The organism is Flavobacterium polysaccharolyticum (genome assembly GCF_038739875.1).
In the GTDB taxonomy this organism is placed as follows: domain Bacteria; phylum Bacteroidota; class Bacteroidia; order Flavobacteriales; family Flavobacteriaceae; genus Flavobacterium; species Flavobacterium polysaccharolyticum.
This window is the reverse complement of the sequence record NZ_JBCGDP010000027.1, coordinates 16,006-38,947: the sequence shown is the minus strand read 5'-3', so window position 1 is coordinate 38,947 and position 22,942 is coordinate 16,006. Positions and strand designations below refer to the sequence as shown.

The following is a 22,942-nucleotide window of genomic DNA, read 5'->3' as shown; positions in this document are numbered from 1 at the left end:
ACAAAAAAAATGATTTTTCTATATTCTAAAAGGAGCTTCTGTTAGTCGCTCTTTTAGAACAAGAAAAATCAATTTTTTTTGCTCCGGGCTTTCCACTACGGTCTGGGCTAAGTTCTATCCTAATGAAATAATTTTTATTGTTTAGGATTCAAAAGTACTGGTTTTCCAAAACCAATTTGTTCTAATTTTTCCAGTTGTGTTGCAGCATCACCTACAATTAGGTATATCATTTCGTTTGCATTAAGGTATTTATTGGCTAGTTTCTTTATATCAGCCACCGTCACGTTTTTAGTTTCTGTTTCTTGTTGTTTTACATAATCGTTGGGATAGTTATAATTGCAAATATCATTGAGCATATTGAGTTTGGCGTCCAAGGTTTCAAAAGCTCTTGCATTACTCTTAATCAAATAGCCTTTTGTGATTTCTAAATCAGATTCAGAGAAGTTTTTCCCGTAGTCAGCCACAATATTTTTTATTAATGATACAGCCTCAAAAGTAATGTTAGAACGTACGCCACTCGTAATTACAAAGGTGCCTTTGTAGGTACTTCCAATGAAGTTTGAATTAATTCCATAAGTGTATCCTTTTTCTTCGCGCAATTGTTGGGTAAGTTGTGAGGCAAATCCACCACCGCCTAAACGATAATTCAAAACATCTACCAAATGATATTCTGGATCTGTAGCTGCTAATGCAATTCCACCGATACGTAAAACTGATTGTTTTGCTCCTGGTACATCATAAAAATAAAGTGTTGATTTTGATTTTTTATCTACAATCACTGGCATTGGAATGATAACTTTTTTGGCCCTCCAATTGTTATTCAAGCGTTCGATGGTGTTCAAAACTTGTGACTTTGTAACAGCTCCCACAATCTGATAATTGGTTATCGAGGCCGAAAAATTTTCAGTATAATACTTTTTTAGATCTTCTAGAATGATGTTGTTTACCGTTTCTTCAGTACCAATCAAAACAGTGTACAACGGACTTTCTGGACCATAAAGTAGTTTTCTAAATTCGTTTCTAGCAATACTGTTTGGATCAGCTTTTTGTTGGTTAATTTGGTTTAGTGTACTTTTTTTAATCAAATCAAATTCGGTAGCATCCCAACGTGGTTGAGTAATAATCTCTTGAACCAACTCCATAGTTTTGTCATAGTTTTTGGATAAACAAGATCCTGAAATTACAATAGCATTATCTGTAGCATCCAATCGAATGGAAGCGCCCAAGATTTCAATAGCATTTTCTAATTCTTCTGTAGTTTTGTTTTGGGTTCCTTTGGTGAGTAAACTAGCCAATAGATTCGATACTCCAATTTTGTTTTTCTTTTCTAATAAAAGGCCTCCTTTTATTTGCAAATTAAAAGCTACTAAAGGAACTTCATTGTTTTCAATTCCATATATATTTAAGCCAGAGGAAAGTTTTTGTTTCCATACGGCTGGTGTTTTTACTGCAGGGCTTTCGCCATAAGGAGGTTCGATGCTTCGGTCAAAGCTTGAAGCGGTTTTTGGATAGGTTGCGGTTACATTGGCATCAAATTCGGCTTCGTTACCAGCAACAATTTTCTCTTCGACTATGTTTTCTACTACCGAATTTTTCAATACCAAGTTTGTCTGATTTTTGGGTACAAAACTAGAAGCTACAAAATGTTTTCCTTTAATATACTTTTCGTAAACTCGCATAACATCCTCAACGGTAACTCCTTGAATTCTCTCGATATCTTCTTTGATATAAGAAGGCGAGTCGGTGTAAATAGTGTATTGTGCCAACTGAAATCCTTTGCCTAATACGCTCGATAAACTAGAATAAAAATCCGTTTCTTGTTTGGCTTTGATTCGGTTTAAATCCTCTTGACTAATACCTTCTTTTTCAAAAAGAGCGAATCCTTCTTCGATACCTTCCATTACAACATTTAAATCGGTTTTATCAAATGCTCTTATGGTAAGCATATATTGTCCACCGATTTCTGAATTGTATTGGTAGATTCCAACGGCATCCGTTACTTTTTTGTTTTCTACTAAAGAACGATACAAAGGTGCTTTTTTTCCTTTGGATAAATAAGAAGCTAGTACTTCTAGAGCATAGCTGTCAGGATGGTATTCATATACGGTTGGCCAGGCAAGGGTTAATTGAGGAACTCGAGCAAAATTATCTTCAAAATAGCGTTTTTTGGTTTCGGTAAGTGTTACTTCTTGTTTTGCCATTTTAGGAACAGCAGGTCCTTTTTTGATTTCACCAAAATATTTGTTTATCCATTGTTTGGCTTGTTTGGGTTCAAAATCACCGGCAATGGTCAAGATTACATTGTTGGGAACATACCATTTGTTGTAGAAATTTTTGACGTCATCGAGTGTAGCATTTTGTAAATCTTCTAGTGAACCAATCACTTCCCAATTGTACGGATGGTTTGCAGGATATAAATTTTTATTGATTACTGCTGCGTTGTTTCCGTAAGGGCGATTGTCATAGCTTTGACGTTTTTCATTTTTTACCACTTGTTTTTCTTTAGCCAAAACAGATTCGGTTACAGTATTGATGAAAAAACCTAGTTTGTCAGCTTCGGCCCAAATCATTTTCTCCAAAGCGTCTTTGGGTACGGTTTGAAAATAGTTGGTTCTGTCTCGACTAGTGGAGCCGTTAGCGCCTTCACCACCAATTCGAGCACTCATTTTATCTAAGCCGCCTTTGCCTAGATTCTCAGATTCTAAGAATAATAAATGTTCAAACAAATGAGCAAAACCAGTCCTTCCTTGAATTTCTCTTGCAGATCCCACGTGTGTGGTCAAAGCTACAGCTACCACAGGATCTGATTTGTCGACGTGCAGAATTACACGAAGACCATTAGGCAAGGCGTATTCTTCAAACGGAACGTTAAAATCGGTGTTGGATTTGGTTTGTGCTTTAACATAAAATTGACTTAGGAAACAAGCCAAAAAAAGAGAGAACATTTTTGATTTCATAAAAGAAAAATGATTTGATTACTTTACTATGAAACGAATTTAAGCATTTAATTTAGAAGCAAATTGTTAATTTATTTGCTTTTGCGGTTATAAAAAGCGTTTATTTTACTGGAAGGAGAAGGTATTTTTTATCTTTAACGATTATAAAAATCACTTTATGAATTTTGATTTATTTTCTAAAAACCTTCTAGAAGATGACCGAGTGTTGTTACGTCCTTTGGAAGTTACTGATGCGGAATGTCTTATGGATATTTCTTTGCACGAACCCGAAACTTGGGAATTCTCGTTAGTAAAAGCTGATGGTCAAGCCAATCTCGAAAAGTATATTCAATTAGCGGTAAAGGCAAAGGAAACGCAGAAAGAATTTCCGTATATCGTTTATGATAAACAATCAGGGAAATATGCTGGAAGCACACGTTTTTATGACATCAATTTTGAATTCAAAACGCTGCAATTGGGCTACACTTGGTACGGAAAGCATTTTAGAGGAACGGGACTCAACAAACATTGCAAATATTTGTTACTTCGTTTTGCTTTCGAGACTTTAGGAATGGAACGCGTAGAATTTAGAGCCGATGCGAACAATCAACGCAGTATTGCAGCTATGAAACGTATTGGTTGTACGGTGGAAGGTATTTTGCGAAGTCATATGCCTACGCATACTCCCGCAATACGTAGAGATAGTATTATTTTGAGTATTTTGAAAGACGAGTGGTTCGAAAAAGTGAAAATGAATTTGGAAAAGCAATTGTAATCTCTTTCCAAAAAGGTGCGATGTTTCTATTTAGCCCCGATTGTAGTGGAAATCCTTTGATACCGGGGTTCGGCAGCAAAGATTGCAACGGAAAGCGGGACGATGTAGCCTGATAAAGCCTTTTGCATCTGCTCCTAATAAAAAATAATGTTTCGATTTTATTTTTTGGAATTGGATGGTTATCCCAAAAAATGGAAATACCTTTGCGCTTTATTTATACAATTTAAACACAATTTCATATGAAAATAAATTTAAAAAGCGGGATTGATCAGCTTTTGTTCGGGATGAAACAAAACGATGTGACCGCCATTTATGGTAAGCCAGACCGCAATTACAAAGACGAAGATGATAACGTGATTTTGGTGTACAACAAATTGAAAATGCGTTTGACTTTTTATCAAGAAGAAGAGTTGAGATTAGGCTATATCGTAGCTTCGAGTCCAAAATTAGAATTGTTTGGTAATTTGATTATTGATAAACCTATTGCATCTGTTAAAAAAGAGTTGGCTGCAAAAGGAATTACTAAATTTACGCAAGAAGAATTTGATACGTTTGAAAATTACTTCAATGAAGACAATTGGTTTATTCTTCAAACTGAATTTGAAGAAGTGGTAAAATTTGAGATTGGTGCGATTATCAATCAAAAAGACGAATTTGACTGGAAATTTGGAAAGAAATAAATTTCTCTAAGCATAAAAAAACCGATAACATTTTACTTGTTATCGGTTTTTTATTTTGTTCCAAAAAGAATTACTTCGTTTCTGGCTTTTTATCCATTATTTCTAATTCGAATACAAGATTAGCATTAGGTGGAATTACTCCGCCAGCGCCTCTTTCGCCATAGCACAAATTAGATGGCATAATAGCAATCATTTTTTCTCCTAAATGAATTAAACTTAATGCCTCAATAAATCCCGGAATCATACCTTCTTTTTTGCCAGCAACGAAAGGAAAAGGTTGGTAACCTTTTTGAGCTGCACGGTTCGCATCGAATTTCCCGTAGGCTTTATTCACCTCTTCGTAGCTACTGTCAAACAAGTTACCATCTTCAAAATAACCAGCGTAGTGAAAGTATATCGTAGAACCATCAACAGGTTTTACATCACTTCCTTTTTGAATGACTTGATAGATTAATCCTGAAGGTGTTTTTGTTCCTGACGCTCTAACTGAGGCAATGTAATCGGCTTTAGCTTTTATAACTGGACCAAATTTAGCTTCATAGGCCTTTTTAGCTTCGGCCTCTAAAGCTATTTTTTTAGCTTTATTTTCGGCATCGATAGCGGCTTGTTTTTTGGCATCTTCTGCTTTATTGGCATAATAGTCTGTGAAAACTTTAGCAGCATTGAATTTTTTAGCTAATGCACCTTTACGGGTAATGGTAACCTTGGTTATTACATCGTTTTGTTCAATGGTATTCACTACATTCATTCCTTCGGTTACGTGACCAAACACGGTATGCTTTCCGTCTAACCAAGGCGTGTCTTTGTGCGTAATAAAGAATTGGCTTCCGTTGGTTGCGGGACCAGAATTCGCCATAGATAAAATACCGCCTTTGTCGTGTTTCAAATCGGTGAATTCGTCTTTGAATTTGTATCCTGGATCTCCAGAACCAGTGCCTTCTGGATCACCACCCTGAATCATAAAGTCTTTAATTACTCGGTGGAATTTTAATCCGTCATAAAAAGGTTTTCCTTTTAATTTTTCCTTGTTTACATAAGGATTAGTTCCTTCTGCTAAACTTACAAAATTAGCTACGGTTACCGGAGTTTTTTGAAACTCAAGCGCCAAAACAATGGTTCCTTTGTTGGTTTCGATGGTAGCAAATAATCCTTCTCCAGGCGCAACTTTTGTTGGATTAATAGCAGTTTTCGCTGCTGGTTTTTTAGCAGGAGTGGCTACTTTTTTTACTTGTGCATTGATGCTTACTATCCCGAAGAATAACAAAAAAAGCAATTTTGATTTCATTTGTATTGATGGTTTATAAAATTAGTTCTTGGTTTTTAGTCCTTAGTCCATAGTCCTTAGTTGTTGTAAATAGTGTTTAGTAAAAGCTAATCACTAAGTACTAAAAACTACATTTTTTCTAATAACTCAATTTCGAAAATAATGTTGGCATTAGGTGGAATTGGTCCTACACCTTGAGCACCATACCCTAAATTAGATGGAATGAAAATAGTTGCTTTTTCACCAAATTTTAATTTTTCAATTCCTTCGATGAATCCGGGAATTAAACCATCTTTTTTACCATACTCAAAAGGAATTGGTAAGTATTGTTTGGCTGCGGCACGTGCGGCATCAAACTTTCCGAAAGTTTTTGAAACACTTTCAATGCTACTATCGAAAAGGCTTCCGTTTTCTAAAAATCCAGCATAGTGAATATACACATTAGCGCCGACAGCTGGTTTCTTACCATTGCTTTTTTGAGTGATCACATATTCTAAACCTGTATTGGTTTTTGTAGCTTTTGCTTTTAAGGCTTTGAAATCGGCTACTTTTTGATCTTGTACCGCTTTGAATTGTGCATTATAAGCGTCTAATTCGGCTTGTATTTTTTTCTGATTTTCAGCTTCAACGATGTAATAATCGTGGAACGTCTTTACAGCATTGAATTTTTTCGCCGCTTCACCATTTCTGATGATGGTCACTTTTTTCATAAAGTCACCTTGCTTGATTTGGTTAACTACTTCCATTCCGTTGCCAACTACTTGACCAAAAATAGTGTGTTTTCCGTCTAACCATGGTGTTTCTAAATGAGTAATGAAAAATTGACTACTATTGGTTGTTGGTCCATTATTGGCCATAGCCAACACACCGCCTTTGTCAAATTTAAATTCACAAAATTCATCTTTGAATTTGTAACCTGCATCACCAGAACCTGTACCTAAAGGGTCTCCAGTTTGAATCATAAAATCTTCGATGACACGGTGGAATTTTAAACCATCATAATACGGACGATTTTTCAAATTGGGATCGGTAATGAATTCATTGGTTCCTTCGGCTAGTGTTACAAAATTAGCCACGGTAATTGGTGCTTTATCATAAGCAAGTTGTAAGATGATATCACCTTTATTGGTTTCAATTTTGGCATATAAACCATCTGGTAAATCATTTTTTTCTTCATTTTTACAAGAGAAGAAAGTCGTTAAGGCTAGTAATCCAAGAACAATTCTTTTTTTCATTTTAATAAATTGATTTTAGGTTTTTTATTGATTTAGGGTATCTTTTGCAATCGTTTGTTGTTTTAATAAAGCTTTGGCTTTAAGGATTTCTTGTTTTTTAAGTTCGGCTTCGGACATAAAATTTCGTAAGGTTACGGTGCACAATAGAGGAGTGTTAGTGCCAATTTTTTTGTTATCGCCATGATAGCCGTATCCCATGTGAGAAGGAAATAAGAATACAAAAGTTTCTTTTTTACGCATCAATTTTATTCCATCTCTTAGCCCCATCATAATGTTTTGTTTGTCTACATAATAGGTTTGAGGCTGTGTTTCTTCTTTGGTGTAAATTATATTTCCCTTCAAATCTTTTACTTCGTAGTCGTAAAAAGCAACATCTCCTTTTTTTGGTGTAAGGGTATCTAGCATATTTCTTTTCGAAAAATGGTACCAATATCCTTTTTTGGAAGCTAAAAATTCTATTCCAGTATTTTTTTTGATGACCGCTTGAATTCGGTCTTCCTCAGAAGCTACTAGTTTTTTATTGCGCTCTATTGATTTTTTCATAAAACTTCCTGAAGCTTGCGAAAGGGGTCTGCGGGCTTCTTGGTTTTGTTCGCAGCTCCAAAGAAAGCAAGCGAATAAAACGACTAAAAGGCTGTTTTTTGTACTGTTCATACGATTATATATTAAGTTGATGTACCAATTCTTCAAATTTAGCTACGGTAGCACTAAGCGATTCCTCAGATTTTCCTCCCGCAGCATTGATGTGGCCTCCGCCATTAAAGTGGTTTCTAGCAAATTCATTGACATCAAAAGCACCTTGAGAACGGAAAGAGATTTTGATGATTTTTTCTTCTTGATTTTCAATAAAAATAGCCGAGAATACAATTCCTTTAATGCTCAATCCATAATTGACTATACCTTCGGTGTCCCCTTTTACAAAATGAAATTCATTCAATTCGGCTTGGGTAAGGGTAATATAAGAAGTTTGTTTCTCAGGAATCAATTGCATATTCTGCAAAGCTCTTCCTAATAGTTGCAAACGATTATAGGAGCTATTATCAAAAAGTAATGTGGGGACAACGGTGTTTTCAACTCCTAAATCAATCAAATCGGCCACAATACGATGGGTGTTCCCTGTTGTTTTTGGAAAACGAAAAGACCCTGAATCTGTTAAAATACCTGTGTAAATACAAGTTGCAATGGTTTTGTCGATACTTGATTTTTGACCTAAATAGGTGATGAAGTTGTAAATCATTTCGCAAGTAGACCCAAATTGTGTATCCGAATACATCACTGTGGCATAATCATCAGGTTTTTGATGATGGTCAATCATAATGAACGGAACGGTAAGTGTTTTCAAAACCGTTTCCATTTCGCCCGTGCGGTGTAAAGCGTTAAAGTCTAAAGTAAAAATTAGTTCCGCTTCATTTAAGATGGCCGTACATTTTACTCTTTCTTTTTCGTAAACTTCTACTGTTTCAGAACCAGGTAGCCAAGCCAAAAAATCCGGAAATTCATTGGGAGCCATCACAACCGGCTGGTGGTTGTTTTTAAGTAGAAAATGATACAGCGCCAAAGTAGAACCCATAGCATCGCCGTCTGGCCCTCGGTGCGGAATAATGGCAATTTTTTTTGGTGTTGCTAATAACTCTTGAACGGCTTGAATATCTTGTATTGTCATTCGTAATTTTGATTTTTTTTTTAAGAACACTAAATAACTTCTTCTCTTTTCTATTTTTGACCAGATTGTTTAGTTATTTGGTGTTGAACTCCATTAGAGGTGATGTTCATTTCATAAGTTGCGAAATTACATTTTTTTATCTAATGTAAAAATCATTAAGAGTTATTTGAGATATTAGAATATATGTATTAATCGTGGGACTAGTTTTTATCTTTTATCCTTTTGGTAATAGTCTGGATTTCTTTCTCAATATCCTCTAATTCTTGATTATATTCAGCAGTGTTTTCGTTTACCTTGTTGTAGGTTAATTGATAGTATTCTTTATACAACTCACAATACTCTAGTAGATTTTCATTTTGAATATGTATCTCTTTGGGTAAGTATAATTTGTCTAATTTTTTTATTAAAGCAATGTTTTCGTCCCAATAGTAAATTCCTCTATCTTTCAAGTCACTTAAAATTTGTTCTTTAGAATTATCAAAGAAATTACCATAAGAGGAAAGAGCCATTTTCTCCATATCGACAAAGTCCTGCATTTCTTTTTCATATTCAAAAAATTGATAAATATAAACTTTCGTTTGTCTGCAGTAATTAAAAATAACTACAGAAAATACAACGGTAAGAATTGAAATCGAACCTATGGCAATTTTTGGTTTCTTGTGCAATAGCACTAATATAAATCCAAATACTAAACCAGTCACTAGACCACCGATATGTGCTGCCCCATCAATCCCTTCTTTGAAACTTCCTGAAATATTTAAAATAATAAAAGATATTATAGCCGTAATTAAGCTTAAACTTTTTTTATTTTTTATTTGCTTAGAGATCATCAATACTGTTAGAAGACTATACATTCCTAATATAGCTCCAGATGCTCCAGCACTAACTATGTTGTCATTCCAATAAAGACTAGTTAAACTTGAAAGAATTCCACAAAACAGATAAATACATAGATATGAAATTTTTTTAAAGTAGGGTTCAAGTAAAAGACCTACGTATCCTAATGCATAACAATTTAGGATTAAATGAAAAAAACCGAAGTGTAAAAAGCAAGAAGATATTAACCGCCACCAGCCATTTTCGATGGTAAGAGGAGCGTAATTGCCACCCCAATCAATTAAGTCTTGTGTTTCTGGAGAAAAAAAAGAAACACCATTAAATACCATTAAAAAGAATAGTAAAATATTAACGAGAATAATAAGGGGAGTGATGAAATAATTATTAGTTGGTACAAATAGCGATAAATAAGTGTAAAATGAAGTAATAGTTGTATCGTTAATATTTTTGTTTATGCTTTCAGATGTAACGGAGGATGTTATTTTATCATAAGACAAGTCATCAATACTGGAGTTTTTACCTATTGAATCGTAATAATTTTCTAAGAAAGAGTCAATGTTTTTTTTGTTTTTTCCAGCATCAAAAATTTGGTTCCCGTTACTTGAGCTTTTGATTAAAATGGTGTCATCAATAAAAGAAAAAACGACAATTTCATTCCAAGTATCTTTATCATTTTTCGTTTCAAAAACCAAATCACTTTCTAAGCTGATACAATTCCATTTGAGGTTTTTACTAATCTCAATTGTTAAGAGGGTAAACGTTTTTTTTGATACATTATTTAATGCAAAAACTTGAGATGATGATGCTGGGAATCCAAAAGCCATTCTGATTTTTTAAGTTTTTAAAACAAGAACAATTCTACAAAAAAAAAACATAATTTCTTTGTATTAAATGATGTTCTTTTTTTTGATTCTATTTAATAAAACTTCAATTTTTTCTATAAAAATTACTTTTGGCCCTTTTACAATTTGCGATTTATAAATTCCTACTGTTCCTGAGCAAAAATAAGCAACGACACACGCCAAAGTTATGTAAGCGCCACTTTCTAAGCCAAAAAGCTCAATTCCCATTAAGCTACAAGCAATCGGCGTGTGTGTGGCACCCGAAAAAACAGCCACAAATCCCATTCCTGCCAAAAGCGCAATAGGCATTGGAACAACAATCGATAAGGCACTTCCTAAAGTAGCACCCACAAAAAACAAAGGAGTAACTTCACCTCCTTTAAAACCAGCGCCTAAGGTGAAACCAGTAAATAGAATTTTCAATAAAAAAGCATACCAAGGATTTACCGTACTAAAAGCGTCAACAATCACGGGTACTCCTAGACCAATATAAGGTTCTACAGAAAAATTAAAAATCACCAAAGCCAAAATACAACCTCCCACTAAAGGTCGAAAAGGGGGATACGAAATGGTTTTGCTAAATAAATGACCCCAAAAGTGAGTCGAACGCGAAAAGAGTAGTGCGGCAAGTCCAAAGAGAACGCTTGCGAAAACCGTCCATAAAATAGTAGCAAGCGAAAATTCAGGCACAATCGGAATGGTATAGTGAGTGTGAGTTACCGGCCATAATTCAACAGTATAATAGGCAATGAAAGCCACTGCAAAAGATAAAAAGACGGTCTTAAAAGTTACTTTTTTAAAACTAAGTACTTCCATAGCAAAGATTGCTCCCGCAATTGGTGTTCCAAAAACAGAAGCAAAACCCGCACTGATACCGAGAACCAACATAGTCTTTCGGTCAATAACAGCCCATTTAAACCAGCGTTGAATTCCGTCCGAAATCGCTGCACCCATTTGCACCGCTGTGCCTTCGCGTCCCGCAGAACCTCCAAAAAGATGCGTGAGTAAGGTGGTAATCAAAACCAAAGGCGCCATTCTGAAGGGTATGGTTTGTTGCGGTGTGTCGTATTCTTCCAAAATTAAATTATTGCCCTTGACAACTGATTTTCCGTAGTAATGATACAACAACCCAATGGCAAATCCACCCAAAGGTAAGAAGCCAATAATCCAGAAATTATCCGTTCTAATTTGTGTAACTTTTTCTAAAGCCAACAAAAAAATCGCAGATGCCGATCCAGAAAAAAAGCCTACCACTACACAAACGAAAATCCATTGGAGTAAAGTAAGCCCTTTATTTTTTATCGCGTCAAAAGTCATAGTGAGAAACAAAAGCAAATAATGTGGCTAATGTAAGCATTCAATATAAATTTTGAACACTATTCAGCAGCAATAGCCGTAAATTCAATTTCAACCAAATATTCTGGCGCTACCAATTGATTGATGCCGTAAAAACCAGTCGTAGGTTTCACCTCTTTAAAGAAAGTGGAGTGTGCTCTAGCCACATCCTCAAAAGTGCTAACATCGGTAGTAAAAATGCGAGTTCTAATCACATCTTTCATCCCCACATTCAAATCCTCTAATACTTTTTCAGCTCTTTCTAGTATATTCAGCGTTTGTGCATACGCATCATTCGCCTTCACTTTTTCGCCATCCACAATCGCTACAGTTCCCGAAACTTCAATGATGTTTCCAATACGAACCGCACGGCAGTACCCCATTTTATCCTCCCACGGTGAGCCAGTCAAAATATTTTGTCTTTTCATTTTCCTAATTTAAAATTACTTTTTGGTTATTAATAGAACAACAAAACTAGGCAATCATCGTTCAATAAAAAAACGATTCGAATACGTTAAAAGTTACATTTGTTTCTTTTTTTGGAGCAGTAGCAAAGCGCATTTTTGCCATCATCGTCCCGTGATACGCTATATCTTTGCCGCCGAACCCCGGCAGCAAAGGATGCCGCTCCTCCCGGGGCTAGCAGGAAACAAAGAGTCTTTTTGGATACATTTTCAATATATTTCTAGGAACAACGAGAAACAAACATAGAAAACACCTATTAAATGTTAAGATATTTCTAATACCTTAGTATAAAATAAGAAATAAGTTAGTTTTGTAAAGAGAAAGGGATTTTTCCTTTGCAATCAATCGAAATTACAAAAGCATCTTAGCGAATGAAACATTTTCTATTCCTTTTTTTATTCTTGGTTTTGGCATTCAAAGGAAATGCTCAAGCAGAGTTTGGTCCAAAATTCAAACCGATTCCGCCAGCTAAATTTCCTGCAGCACCAAAGAAAAAAGTAATTCCACCAGCCGAGTTGCCCAAAATTGAACAACCTAACGTGTTTAATTCGCCAGAAAATCCCAATAAAGCATCAACTTCAATCACAAAGTCGAACGATGTGGATATGTTTCCCAAAGAGAAGTTTATCAACGTGGGCGAGGAGTATTTAAAAAAGATGCAAAAAGACGTCGATAAAACGTTGAACGAAAATAATATGCCTTTGCTTCGTCGTAATTTTGATTTTGGTCAAATTAATACCAAGTCCAAGTTTGTGATTGTAAGAGTTCGTGATTTTATTTATGTAGATGGCGACTTACTTCGAGTATATCAAAATGCGACAATACTAAAAGAGCAAGTTTTTCTTGGTGATGCTTTTACAGATATCAAAATTTTATTGAGTGAAGGTTTTAATAAACTAGATTTCGAGGCGCTAAATACAGGAACTAGTGGTGGCAATACTGCCGAAATCATCATTATAGACGACCAGAAAAAAGTACTTTCTAAAAATTATTGGGACAACTTAGCCACTGGTTTTAAAGGAACTATACTCTTGGTAAAAGAGTAAGATTTCATTCTTTTCTACAAAATTAAAATTTTTCAAAATTCAATTTTTCAATTCCGAAATTTAGAAGTATTTTTGCGCATGCAACACAACGTACTTATTTTAGATTTCGGATCGCAATACACTCAGCTTATTGCGCGAAGAGTTCGAGAATTAAACATATTCTGCGAAATCTTCCCTTACAATCACTTTCCTAGTGATTTATCATCTTACAAAGCAGTAATTCTTGGCGGAAGTCCATTTTCTGTTCGTTCAGAAGATGCACCACATCCAGATTTATCTCAAATTAGAGGAAAACTTCCTATGCTTGCCGTATGTTACGGAGCACAATATTTAGCGCATTTTAGCGGTGGAGAAGTAGCAGCTTCTAATACGAGAGAATATGGTAGAGCCAATTTGTCTTTCATCAAAGAAAATGAAATCTTCTTCGAAGGTGTTTCTGAGAACAGCCAAGTTTGGATGAGTCATAGCGATAGTATCAAAGCTTTACCAACCAATGCTATTAAATTAGCAAGTACTCACGATGTAGAATTTGCAGCTTACAAAATTGAAGGCGAAACTACTTATGCAATTCAATACCATCCAGAGGTTTTTCACTCTACAGATGGTTCTAAAATGTTGGAGAATTTCTTGGTAAAAATTGCCGAAGTGCCTCAAAACTTTACACCAAACGCTTTCGTAGAAGAAATTGTAGCCGAAATGAAAGAAAAAATCGGAAATGACAAGGTGGTTCTTGGTCTTTCTGGTGGAGTAGATTCAACAGTAGCTGCGGTATTATTGAATAAAGCAATTGGGAAAAACCTATATTGTATTTTTGTAAACAACGGCTTACTTCGTAAAAACGAGTTCCAAAGTGTTTTAGATCAATACGAAGGAATGGGATTAAACGTAAAAGGAGTGGATGCTTCTCAGCGTTTTTATGATGCACTTGCTGGAATAACAGATCCTGAACAAAAAAGAAAAGCCATCGGAAATGCTTTTATAGAAGTTTTTGATGATGAGTCACATAAAATTGAAGATGTTACTTGGTTAGCGCAAGGGACAATTTATCCTGATGTTATCGAGTCTGTTTCGGTAAAAGGACCTTCTGCAACTATCAAATCGCACCATAACGTTGGGGGATTACCAGATTATATGAAACTGAAAATTGTAGAACCTTTGCGTATGCTTTTCAAAGATGAAGTACGTCGAGTAGGAGCTACTTTAGGAATTGATCCAGAATTATTAGGAAGACATCCTTTCCCAGGGCCAGGTTTGTCTATTCGTATTCTAGGAGATATTACTTTAGAAAAAGTGCAAATTTTACAAGATGTAGATAAAGTTTTTATCGACGGTTTAAAATCTTGGGGATTGTATGACAAAGTTTGGCAAGCAGGTGCTATTTTGTTGCCTGTAAATAGTGTTGGCGTAATGGGTGATGAGCGTACTTACGAAAAAGTAGTAGCGCTTAGAGCGGTTGAATCTACGGATGGTATGACAGCGGATTGGGTTCACCTACCTTATGAATTTTTGATGAAAGTGTCTAACGATATTATCAATAAAGTAAAAGGAGTTAATCGTGTGGTTTACGATATTAGTTCTAAACCGCCAGCCACAATCGAGTGGGAATAAAATAAGTTGTCGAGTTTCTTTTTTTAAGAGAAATTACAATAATTAATGCGAAAACGGTATCAGATTTTGGAATAAAATTTGATGCCGTTTTGCTATCTTTGAACGGTACTAATTTATAATTTATTCGGATGCAATATTATAGTAAGATTTGGCTTTGTGGTTTGTTTTTTATAGGAAGTTTGTTTGCTCAAGACAAAGCAAGCACTCATAAAGTAGCTAAAGGCGAAACCATCGCACAAATTGCTCAGAAGTACAAAGTAAGTCCGTACGACATCTATCAATTGAATCCAGATGCTCAAGCAGGAATTAGCCAAAATACGCTTTTACTAATACCTAAAGCAGGAGCTAAAGTTCAGTCTAAAACGGTGACTAGCCCAACGGTTGTGTCTAAAAAAGTAACGCACGAGGTAGCCCCAAAAGAGACTTTATTCGGAATCCAAAAAAAGTATAATGTTACCGAAGCGACTTTATTCAAAGCGAATCCTTTTTTAGAAAATGACGGTTTGCAAATTGGACAAAAACTCGTTATTCCGAATGGTGTTGTGACTAAAGCTACAACAACTACTGCTCCGAAAACTGTAACTCCCGTTTTTCATTTGGTACAACCTCAAGAAACTAAGTTTTCGATTGCCAAGAAATACAATATCACCATTGAAGAATTGGAGAAAAAAAATCCAGAAGTGGTAGCCAATCTTCCAGTTGGATTTAATTTATTGATTAAGGGAAATCGTGCTAAAGAAGTAAAAGAAATTGAGGATGTCGCGGATAAAAAAGAACTTACTTCAAAATCTACGTCTTCTGATGTGCAAAATTATACTGTTAAACCAAAAGAAACCTTGTATAGTTTGACTAAAACTTCAGGTTTGTCACAAGAAGAGTTGATTGTTTTAAATCCTGAATTGAAAAATGGTGTTCAGGAAGGAATGTTGATTAAGTTACCAGCAGCTGTAAAACTGATGACGCAACCAGAAGCTAAAAAAGGCATTACTCAATTGAGCAAACAAAATGCCGCTGACAGAAAAAAGCTGGTTTTGTTGTTGCCTTTCAATATTGCAAAAATTGCCAATGACACTGTTAATTCAACAACTGAACGTTTAAAGAAAGACAAGTTTTTAAACATGACGTTGGATTTTTATTCGGGTGCTTTGATTGCTGTAGATTCTGCCAAGCAATTAGGTATTGATGTGGATGTTCAGGTTTTTGATTCTCAAGAGACCAAAATGAGTTCTCAGGTTTCTTCTATAATTAAAAGTAATGATGTTGAAAATGCTCAAGTTGTTATTGGTCCGTTTTATCAAAATAACGTAGAGAAAACAGCTGAATTGCTTAGCGGGACTGATGTAGCGGTAATTTCGCCATTATCAAAAGAGACTGGAAAAGCATTTCCAAATTTATATCAATCTATTGTTTCGGCCGATGTAATTAAAAATGCTGTTTTTGATTTCATGAAAAGCAAGGAAGGGAATATAATTGCAGTTGTAGATAAGAAAAAAGAATCTGCACGAAACTATTTTAATCAGTTCCAAAAAGAGGTGAAAATTGCACCACTTACTCCAACTGGTGGTGTAAATGCTGAGGCGTTGAAAGGTTTGTTGCAAAAAGATAAAATGAATTATGTTATCATTGAAACGGGTAGTACCATGATGATCAAAGCAACTATAGCAACTTTGTTGTCTGTAATGAAAACCTACAAAGTACAATTAGTTACCCTAGAAACTAATCCTACTTTGGATACAGACGAAATTTCATTTGATAATTTGGTAAAATTAAAGTTGATGTATCCATCGGCAACTCGTGAAAATGAAACGGATGAAGCCCGAATATTTGAACAAAAATACCGTAAGGAAAACAAAGTATATCCTAGTTCATTTGCAACAAGAGGTTTTGATCTTACGTTTGATACACTAATGCGAATGGCTCAGGACAAAACGTTTCAAGAAACTATTGAAAGTGCTGCAACGGAACAAGTAGAAAACCGTTTTGAATACTACAAAAAAGAAAATGGCGGGTATACGAATAAAGGCGTTTATATCTTGTATTACGATTCGGATATGACAATCAAGCAAGCCAATTAGTTATTGTTTTGGATCAAAATCAAAAACACTTGATTCAATTGGCACACACTAAAATGCCTTTTGGAAAATACGAAGGTTGGTATCTTATTGATATCCCAGAATATTATATTGTTTGGTACAGAAATAAAGGCTTTCCTAAAGGTATTTTAGGCGAGCAACTACAATTAATTTATGAGTTAAAAGCCAACGGATTAGAAGAGTTAATTCGGAATATAAAAAAGAAATATCCTAAACCTTAAAAATGACACTTCAGGAATTAGAGCAATACTTTAGTTAGTATTCTAAATCCTGAGGTGTCTTTTTTATTGTGGTTAAATTCTAAAAATCTACCGATTGAAGCGGGTAAGTATTCCAATTAAATTTGTACTTTTGCCACGTTTTTTTACACAACTACATTACAAACAACAACAGAATGAATCAAACGAAATATATTTTTGTTACTGGCGGTGTGACTTCTTCATTAGGAAAAGGAATTATAGCGGCATCATTGGCGAAATTATTACAAGCAAGAGGGTACAGAACGACTATTCAAAAATTCGATCCGTATATTAATGTTGACCCAGGAACGCTAAATCCTTACGAGCACGGAGAATGTTACGTAACCGATGATGGAGCCGAAACAGATTTAGATTTAGGTCACTACGAACGTTTCTTAAACGTTCCTACTTCTCAAGCGAATAACGTTACTACGGGTAGAATTTACCTTTCGGTTATCGAGAAAGAAAGAAGAGGGGAATTTTTAGGAAAAACGGTTCAAGTAGTTCCTCATATAACCAACGAAATTAAAGATAGAATGCAATTGCTTGGTAAGTCAGGCGATTATGACATTGTGATTACTGAAATTGGTGGAACTGTAGGGGATATTGAATCTTTACCATACATCGAGTCAGTTCGTCAATTGGTTTGGGATTTAGGTGAAAATAATGCTATTGTTATTCATTTGACGTTAGTTCCTTACTTAGCAGCAGCTGGGGAATTGAAAACTAAACCTACTCAGCATTCTGTGAAAACATTGATGGAGAGCGGAATTAAAGCTGATATTTTAGTTTGTAGAACAGAACACGAAATCGCAGATGATATTCGCAACAAATTGGCTTTGTTTTGTAATGTAAAAAGAGAAGCAGTTATTCAATCTATTGATGCTTCTACTATTTATGAAGTACCTAATTTAATGTTGGAAGAAGGTCTAGATGTAGTAGCCTTAAAGAAATTGGACTTACCTAAAAAAGCAGCTCCAGATTTAAAAAATTGGAACACGTTCTTGAAACGTTTAAAAAATCCTAAGCATACCGTAAATATTGGTTTGGTTGGGAAATATGTCGAAATGCAAGATTGCTACAAATCTATTTTGGAAGCTTTTATTCACGCAGGAGCAGCGAATGAAACAAAAGTAAATGTGATTTCGATTCATTCAGAGCATTTGGACCCTTCAAATATTGCTGAGAAATTAGCTGGTTTGGATGGGGTTTTAGTAGCACCAGGTTTTGGTGAAAGAGGAATTGAAGGTAAAATTGAAGCAGTGCGTTATGTTCGTGAGAATAACATTCCATTTTTTGGTATATGTTTAGGAATGCAAATGTCGATTATAGAATACTCAAGAACTATTTTGGGTTACAAAGACGCCAATTCTACTGAAATGAATGAGAATACGCCTCATCCGGTTGTCAATTTGATGGAAGACCAAAAAACAGTAACGGATAAAGGAGGTACAATGCGTTTAGGAGCTTGGAAATGTGAAATAAAACCAGACTCATTAGCACACAAAATATATGGTAAAACCGAGATTTCTGAGCGTCACCGTCACCGTTATGAGTACAATAGTGCTTATGTAGAGCAATTGCAAAAAGCTGGTTTGATTGCTTCTGGAGTGAACCCTGATACTGGTTTGGTAGAAATCGTTGAGATTGAAAATCATCCTTTCTTTATAGGTGTTCAATACCATCCAGAGTATAAAAGTACGGTTGCGAATCCTCACCCAATTTTTGTGAGTTTTGTTGCCGCAGCAGTAAAAGCCAAAAAGAAATAATACAATAGTTGTAACAAAGCATTTAAGTTGTATTCTAACACTAAACTGGAGTAAACTACTTCAGTTTTGAATTTTGAACATAGATAATAATGGAAGAAAAAAAGATTGACATTAATTCAATTATCGGTTTTATATTGATTTTTGGAATTTTGGTTTGGATTATGTACCAAAACCAACCCGATCCTAAAGTTGTTGCGGCTGAAAAAGCCCAAAAAGAATTGGTTTTGAAAGCTCAAAAAGCAAAAGAATTGGCAAATAAAGCAGTTGAAAAAGCAACTGTTGCAGTAGCCACTGGCGATTCTACTCAATTGGTAGCTTTGCAAAAAACATTAGGAAATTTTGCTTATTCTGCGACTTTGCCTTCTGCAAAAAATGATTTTACTACGATTGAAAATGAAGTGATAAAATTAAAAATTGCTAATAAAGGTGGTTATATCGCTGAGGCAACTTTGAAAAACTTTGAAAAATTCAAAAAAGGGTCTGGTCAGTTGGTAGAATTGATAAAAAACAATAATGCTAATTTGAATATTGTTTTGCAAACCAATGATAACAGAACATTGAATACCAAAGATTTGTTTTTCGAACCTACTTTAACCAAAATAGGAGCTGATCAAGTGTTGTCTATGAAGTTAAAATCAGGTCCGAATTCGTTTTTAGAATATAAATACGTAGTGAAACCAAACGATTATATGATTGGTTTTGATGTACGTTCTCAAGGCTTGAACCAAGTATTGAATACAGCTAAACCTTTGGATTTAGAATGGGATTTGAAAGCTTTCAGAAATGAAAAGAGCATTTCTTATGAAAATAAATATACTGAGATTTATTTTGAACATAAAGAAGGTAAAGTTGATTATGCTGGATTAGGTGCTAAAGAAGAAGAAACTCTTGAAAAGCCTACATTTATTGCATTCAAACAGCATTTCTTTACTTCAATTTTAGTTTCAAAAACACCTTTTGAGAAAGCACAATTGGTTTCTACTAATCTTATGAATGATGAAAAAGTTGATACTACTTTTACAAAATCATTCAAAGCGAACTTACCTTTGGCTTTTACCAATGGTGAATTAGATTATAAATTAAACTGGTACTTAGGGCCATCTGATTATAAGACTTTAGCTAGTTACGATCAAAATCTAGAAAAAATCATCACTTTAGGTTGGGGAATCATCGGTTGGATCAACCGTTTTATCTTCGTGCCTTTATTTGGTTTCTTAGGTTCTTATATAGCTTATGGTATTGCGATTATTCTTTTTACCATTTTAATCAAATTGGCAATGTCGCCTATTACTTTCAAATCGTTCTTGTCACAAGCCAAAATGAAAGTATTGCGTCCAGAAATTGCTGAATTGGGTGAGAAATTCAAAAAAGACCCAATGAAAAAGCAACAAGAAACAATGAAGTTGTACAACAAAGCGGGAGTCAATCCTATGGCAGGTTGTATACCAGCATTGATACAAATGCCTTTCTTGATGGCTTCGTTTCAGTTTTTCCCTTCAGCTTTTGAGTTAAGACAACAAAAGTTTTTATGGGCAGATGATTTGTCTTCTTTTGACGAAATTGTAAAATTACCGTTTCATATTCCATTGTACGGGGATCATATTAGTTTGTTTCCAATTTTGGCAGCGATTGCAATTTTCTTCTATATGAAAATGACATCTGGCGATCAACAAATGGCTGCACCACAACAAGAAGGTATGCCAGATATGGCTAAAATGATGAAGATTATGATCTATGTATCACCATTGATGATGTTATTCTTCTTCAATAGTTATGGAGCAGGTTTGAGTTTGTATAACTTTATTTCCAACTTGGTTACTATTTTAATTATGTTGGTAATCAAAAGATATTTTATCGATGGAGATAAAATTCACGCTCAAATCCAAGAAAACAAGTTGAAAGAGCCTAAAAAACAAGGAAGGTTCCAACGCAAATTACAAGAAGCAATGGAACAAGCTGAAGCTCAAAAAGCGGCTCAACAAAAGAAAAAATAATTATTTTAGATTATCTGTAAACAAAAAACTTCCGTCTAAACGGAAGTTTTTTGTTTACAGATAACACTAATGATTAAAATTTCCCGTTTTGTGTTAATTTTACTTTGAAAAGCAATACAATTTTTTATATATAAATTTTACAAACATGATTATGAATAAATGGCTTTTGATTTTATTTATGCAAGTTTCAGTTATGGTAGCACAAACCACGATAACTAATCAAGTTGATAGTGATGGAAAGAAAAATGGACTTTGGAGAGGGTATTATGAAGAATCCAAAAGGTTGCGTTATGAAGGTACTTTTTCTCACGGTAAAGAAGTAGGTGTTTTTAAATATTTTGATGATACGAAAGCAACAGATGTGATTGCCACTCGCGAGTTTAACGAAAAAGACAATTCAGCGTATACTATTTTTTACAATCAAAATAAGTTTAAGGTAAGTGAAGGCAAGGTGGTTAATAAACTCTTTGAAGGAGAATGGATTTATTATCACTTCAATTCGAAAGAGATAATGACCAAAGAATTTTATGAAAAAGGGAAATTGTCAGGATTGAGAACGGTTTATTTTCCTGATGGTAAAGTAGCTGAAGAAACTCACTACGTAGATGGACTTAAACACGGGAGTTGCAAAATTTATTCTGATAAAGGTATCGTTTTAGAAGAAACAATTTATCAAAAGGGACAGTATAATGGCTTCTCAATTTTTAGAGATGCTAATGGTTTTATTGCTTCCAAAGGAAAATTTGTATTGGGTAAAAAAGAAGGTGTTTGGGAATTTTACGAAAAAGATAAGTTGGTTAAAAAGCGAAACATGAGCTATCCTGAAGGCCTTACTAAGCGAAAAAAGAATTAACTTTTGCTTAGATAATTTCTGTGCTAAATGTTTTGTAACTTTGCACCCTATTTTAAAAAAGGGTTTTGATGAAAAAGAGAGTGGTTGTTGGTCTATCAGGAGGCGTAGATTCTAGTGTTGCTGCTTATTTGTTGCAACAAGAAGGATATGAAGTTATTGGGCTATTTATGAAAAATTGGCACGATGACTCAGTAACGATATCCAATGAATGCCCTTGGTTAGAAGATAGCAACGATGCTTTATTGGTAGCCGAAAAATTAGGGATTCCTTTCCAAACAGTTGATCTTAGTGAACAATACCAAGAAAAAATTGTGGATTATATGTTCAGTGAATATGAGAAAGGACGTACTCCAAACCCTGATGTATTGTGTAATCGCGAAATTAAATTTGCTGTTTTTTTAGAAATTGCTTTGAGTTTAGGAGCAGATTATGTTGCTACTGGACATTATTGCCAAAAGCGAACTACTGAAATAGACGGGAAACCCTTGTATCACCTTATCGCAGGAGCTGATAATAACAAAGACCAATCTTATTTTTTATGTCAATTGTCGCAAGAACAGTTGGCTAAATCTTTGTTTCCAATTGGTGCATTAACAAAACCTCAAGTTCGTGAAATAGCGGCCGAAATGGAATTGGTTACCGCAGAGAAAAAAGATTCCCAAGGTTTGTGTTTTATTGGGAAAGTACGTTTGCCAGAGTTTTTGCAACAAAAATTGCAACCCAAAGAAGGTCAAATTATTCAAATAGACAAAAATCACAGTGTGTATTCATCCTCTGATGAAACTGAGACTCTTGATTCTTTGTCTCATAAAATTACTTATACTCCAGAAATGGGTAAGGTAGTTGGGAAACACCAAGGCGCTCATTATTTTACGGTGGGTCAACGAAAAGGGCTTAACGTTGGCGGTACAACAGAGCCTTTGTTTGTTATTGCTACTGATGTGGTGACCAATACAATTTATACTGGTTTATCTAGCAATCATCCTGGATTGTTTAGAAGAGGACTGTTTATTGATGCCTCTGAAACACATTGGATTCGTACCGATTTAGCCTTGTCAGTGGGTGAGTCTAAAGAAGTAATGGCGAGAATTCGTTACCGTCAGCCGTTGCAAAAAGCTACGTTACATCAAGAAGAAAAAGGAATGTATGTGATTTTTGATGAACCACAGTCGGCTATTACTGAAGGACAATTTGTGGCTTGGTATCAAGAGGACGAATTGTTAGGTTCTGGGGTTATAGCTTAGTTTTAGTTCTTAGTAATTAGTCCTTAGTCCTTAGTGATTAGTTCTTAGGCCTTAGTGATTGGTC

18 protein-coding genes are annotated in these 22,942 nt (G+C 34.9%); 10 read left to right on the top strand and 8 right to left on the bottom strand.

Going from position 1 to position 22,942, the window contains the following annotated elements; genetic code table 11:
- Positions 1 to 134 precede the first annotated feature (134 nt).
- A complete protein-coding gene (locus WFZ86_RS18680; RefSeq protein ID WP_342693347.1) occupies positions 135 to 2,957 on the bottom strand; it encodes a M16 family metallopeptidase in 2,823 nt (940 codons plus the stop codon).
- 157 nt (positions 2,958 to 3,114) lie between these two features.
- On the opposite strand from WFZ86_RS18680, the gene WFZ86_RS18675 reads away from it, so the two are divergent.
- Positions 3,115 to 3,711, top strand: coding sequence for a GNAT family N-acetyltransferase (locus tag WFZ86_RS18675; RefSeq protein ID WP_342693346.1), 597 nt, complete (start codon positions 3,115 to 3,117; stop codon positions 3,709 to 3,711).
- A gap of 239 nt (positions 3,712 to 3,950) precedes the next feature.
- Complete coding sequence (locus WFZ86_RS18670) at positions 3,951 to 4,391, top strand: hypothetical protein (protein ID WP_342693345.1); 441 nt, start codon at positions 3,951 to 3,953, stop codon at positions 4,389 to 4,391.
- A 70-nt stretch (positions 4,392 to 4,461) separates the two neighbouring features.
- On the opposite strand, the gene WFZ86_RS18665 is transcribed toward WFZ86_RS18670, so the two are convergent.
- The 7 genes from WFZ86_RS18665 to WFZ86_RS18635 form a co-directional block, all read right to left on the bottom strand.
- Positions 4,462 to 5,676 carry a peptidylprolyl isomerase gene (locus WFZ86_RS18665; RefSeq protein ID WP_342693344.1) on the bottom strand — a complete coding sequence of 405 codons (1,215 nt, stop codon included), beginning with the start codon at positions 5,674 to 5,676 and terminating at the stop codon, positions 4,462 to 4,464.
- A 107-nt stretch (positions 5,677 to 5,783) separates the two neighbouring features.
- On the bottom strand, positions 5,784 to 6,890 hold the full coding sequence (locus WFZ86_RS18660; protein ID WP_342693343.1) for a peptidylprolyl isomerase: 1,107 nt from the start codon (positions 6,888 to 6,890) through the stop codon (positions 5,784 to 5,786).
- 24 nt (positions 6,891 to 6,914) lie between these two features.
- Positions 6,915 to 7,544: a gliding motility-associated peptidyl-prolyl isomerase GldI gene (gene gldI / locus WFZ86_RS18655; protein WP_342693342.1), complete on the bottom strand. Its 630-nt coding sequence runs from the start codon at positions 7,542 to 7,544 to the stop codon at positions 6,915 to 6,917.
- Positions 7,545 to 7,548: 4 nt separating this feature from the next.
- Positions 7,549 to 8,553 carry a DHH family phosphoesterase gene (locus WFZ86_RS18650; RefSeq protein ID WP_342693341.1) on the bottom strand — a complete coding sequence of 335 codons (1,005 nt, stop codon included), beginning with the start codon at positions 8,551 to 8,553 and terminating at the stop codon, positions 7,549 to 7,551.
- A 200-nt stretch (positions 8,554 to 8,753) separates the two neighbouring features.
- A complete protein-coding gene (locus tag WFZ86_RS18645; RefSeq protein WP_342693340.1) occupies positions 8,754 to 10,214 on the bottom strand; it encodes a rhomboid family intramembrane serine protease in 1,461 nt (486 codons plus the stop codon).
- A gap of 63 nt (positions 10,215 to 10,277) precedes the next feature.
- Entirely contained in the window at positions 10,278 to 11,549 is a 1,272-nt protein-coding gene (locus WFZ86_RS18640) for a chloride channel protein (RefSeq protein ID WP_342693339.1), read from the bottom strand.
- Between the two features lie 59 nt (positions 11,550 to 11,608).
- Positions 11,609 to 11,995: a RidA family protein gene (locus tag WFZ86_RS18635; RefSeq protein WP_342693338.1), complete on the bottom strand. Its 387-nt coding sequence runs from the start codon at positions 11,993 to 11,995 to the stop codon at positions 11,609 to 11,611.
- 408 nt (positions 11,996 to 12,403) lie between these two features.
- Between WFZ86_RS18635 and WFZ86_RS18630 the strand changes: the two genes are divergently transcribed.
- The 8 genes from WFZ86_RS18630 (at position 12,404) to mnmA (ending at position 22,878) form a co-directional block, all read left to right on the top strand.
- Complete coding sequence (locus WFZ86_RS18630; protein WP_342693337.1) at positions 12,404 to 13,078, top strand: hypothetical protein; 675 nt, start codon at positions 12,404 to 12,406, stop codon at positions 13,076 to 13,078.
- A 78-nt stretch (positions 13,079 to 13,156) separates the two neighbouring features.
- Positions 13,157 to 14,686 (top strand): glutamine-hydrolyzing GMP synthase, encoded by a 1,530-nt coding sequence (gene guaA, locus WFZ86_RS18625; protein WP_342693336.1) that lies wholly within the window; start codon positions 13,157 to 13,159, stop codon positions 14,684 to 14,686.
- 128 nt (positions 14,687 to 14,814) lie between these two features.
- Positions 14,815 to 16,761, top strand: a complete 1,947-nt coding sequence (locus WFZ86_RS18620; protein ID WP_342693335.1) for a PBP1 and LysM peptidoglycan-binding domain-containing protein — start codon at positions 14,815 to 14,817, stop codon at positions 16,759 to 16,761.
- An 8-nt stretch (positions 16,762 to 16,769) separates the two neighbouring features.
- Positions 16,770 to 17,000: a DUF3820 family protein gene (locus tag WFZ86_RS18615; protein ID WP_342693334.1), complete on the top strand. Its 231-nt coding sequence runs from the start codon at positions 16,770 to 16,772 to the stop codon at positions 16,998 to 17,000.
- Positions 17,001 to 17,173: 173 nt separating this feature from the next.
- Positions 17,174 to 18,787, top strand: a complete 1,614-nt coding sequence (locus WFZ86_RS18610) for a CTP synthase (protein ID WP_300978573.1) — start codon at positions 17,174 to 17,176, stop codon at positions 18,785 to 18,787.
- A gap of 89 nt (positions 18,788 to 18,876) precedes the next feature.
- Positions 18,877 to 20,781 carry a membrane protein insertase YidC gene (yidC, locus tag WFZ86_RS18605; RefSeq protein ID WP_342693333.1) on the top strand — a complete coding sequence of 635 codons (1,905 nt, stop codon included), beginning with the start codon at positions 18,877 to 18,879 and terminating at the stop codon, positions 20,779 to 20,781.
- A 151-nt stretch (positions 20,782 to 20,932) separates the two neighbouring features.
- Positions 20,933 to 21,634, top strand: coding sequence for a toxin-antitoxin system YwqK family antitoxin (locus WFZ86_RS18600; RefSeq protein WP_342693332.1), 702 nt, complete (start codon positions 20,933 to 20,935; stop codon positions 21,632 to 21,634).
- A 68-nt stretch (positions 21,635 to 21,702) separates the two neighbouring features.
- Positions 21,703 to 22,878, top strand: coding sequence for a tRNA 2-thiouridine(34) synthase MnmA (gene mnmA / locus WFZ86_RS18595; protein WP_342693331.1), 1,176 nt, complete (start codon positions 21,703 to 21,705; stop codon positions 22,876 to 22,878).
- Positions 22,879 to 22,942 lie beyond the last annotated feature (64 nt).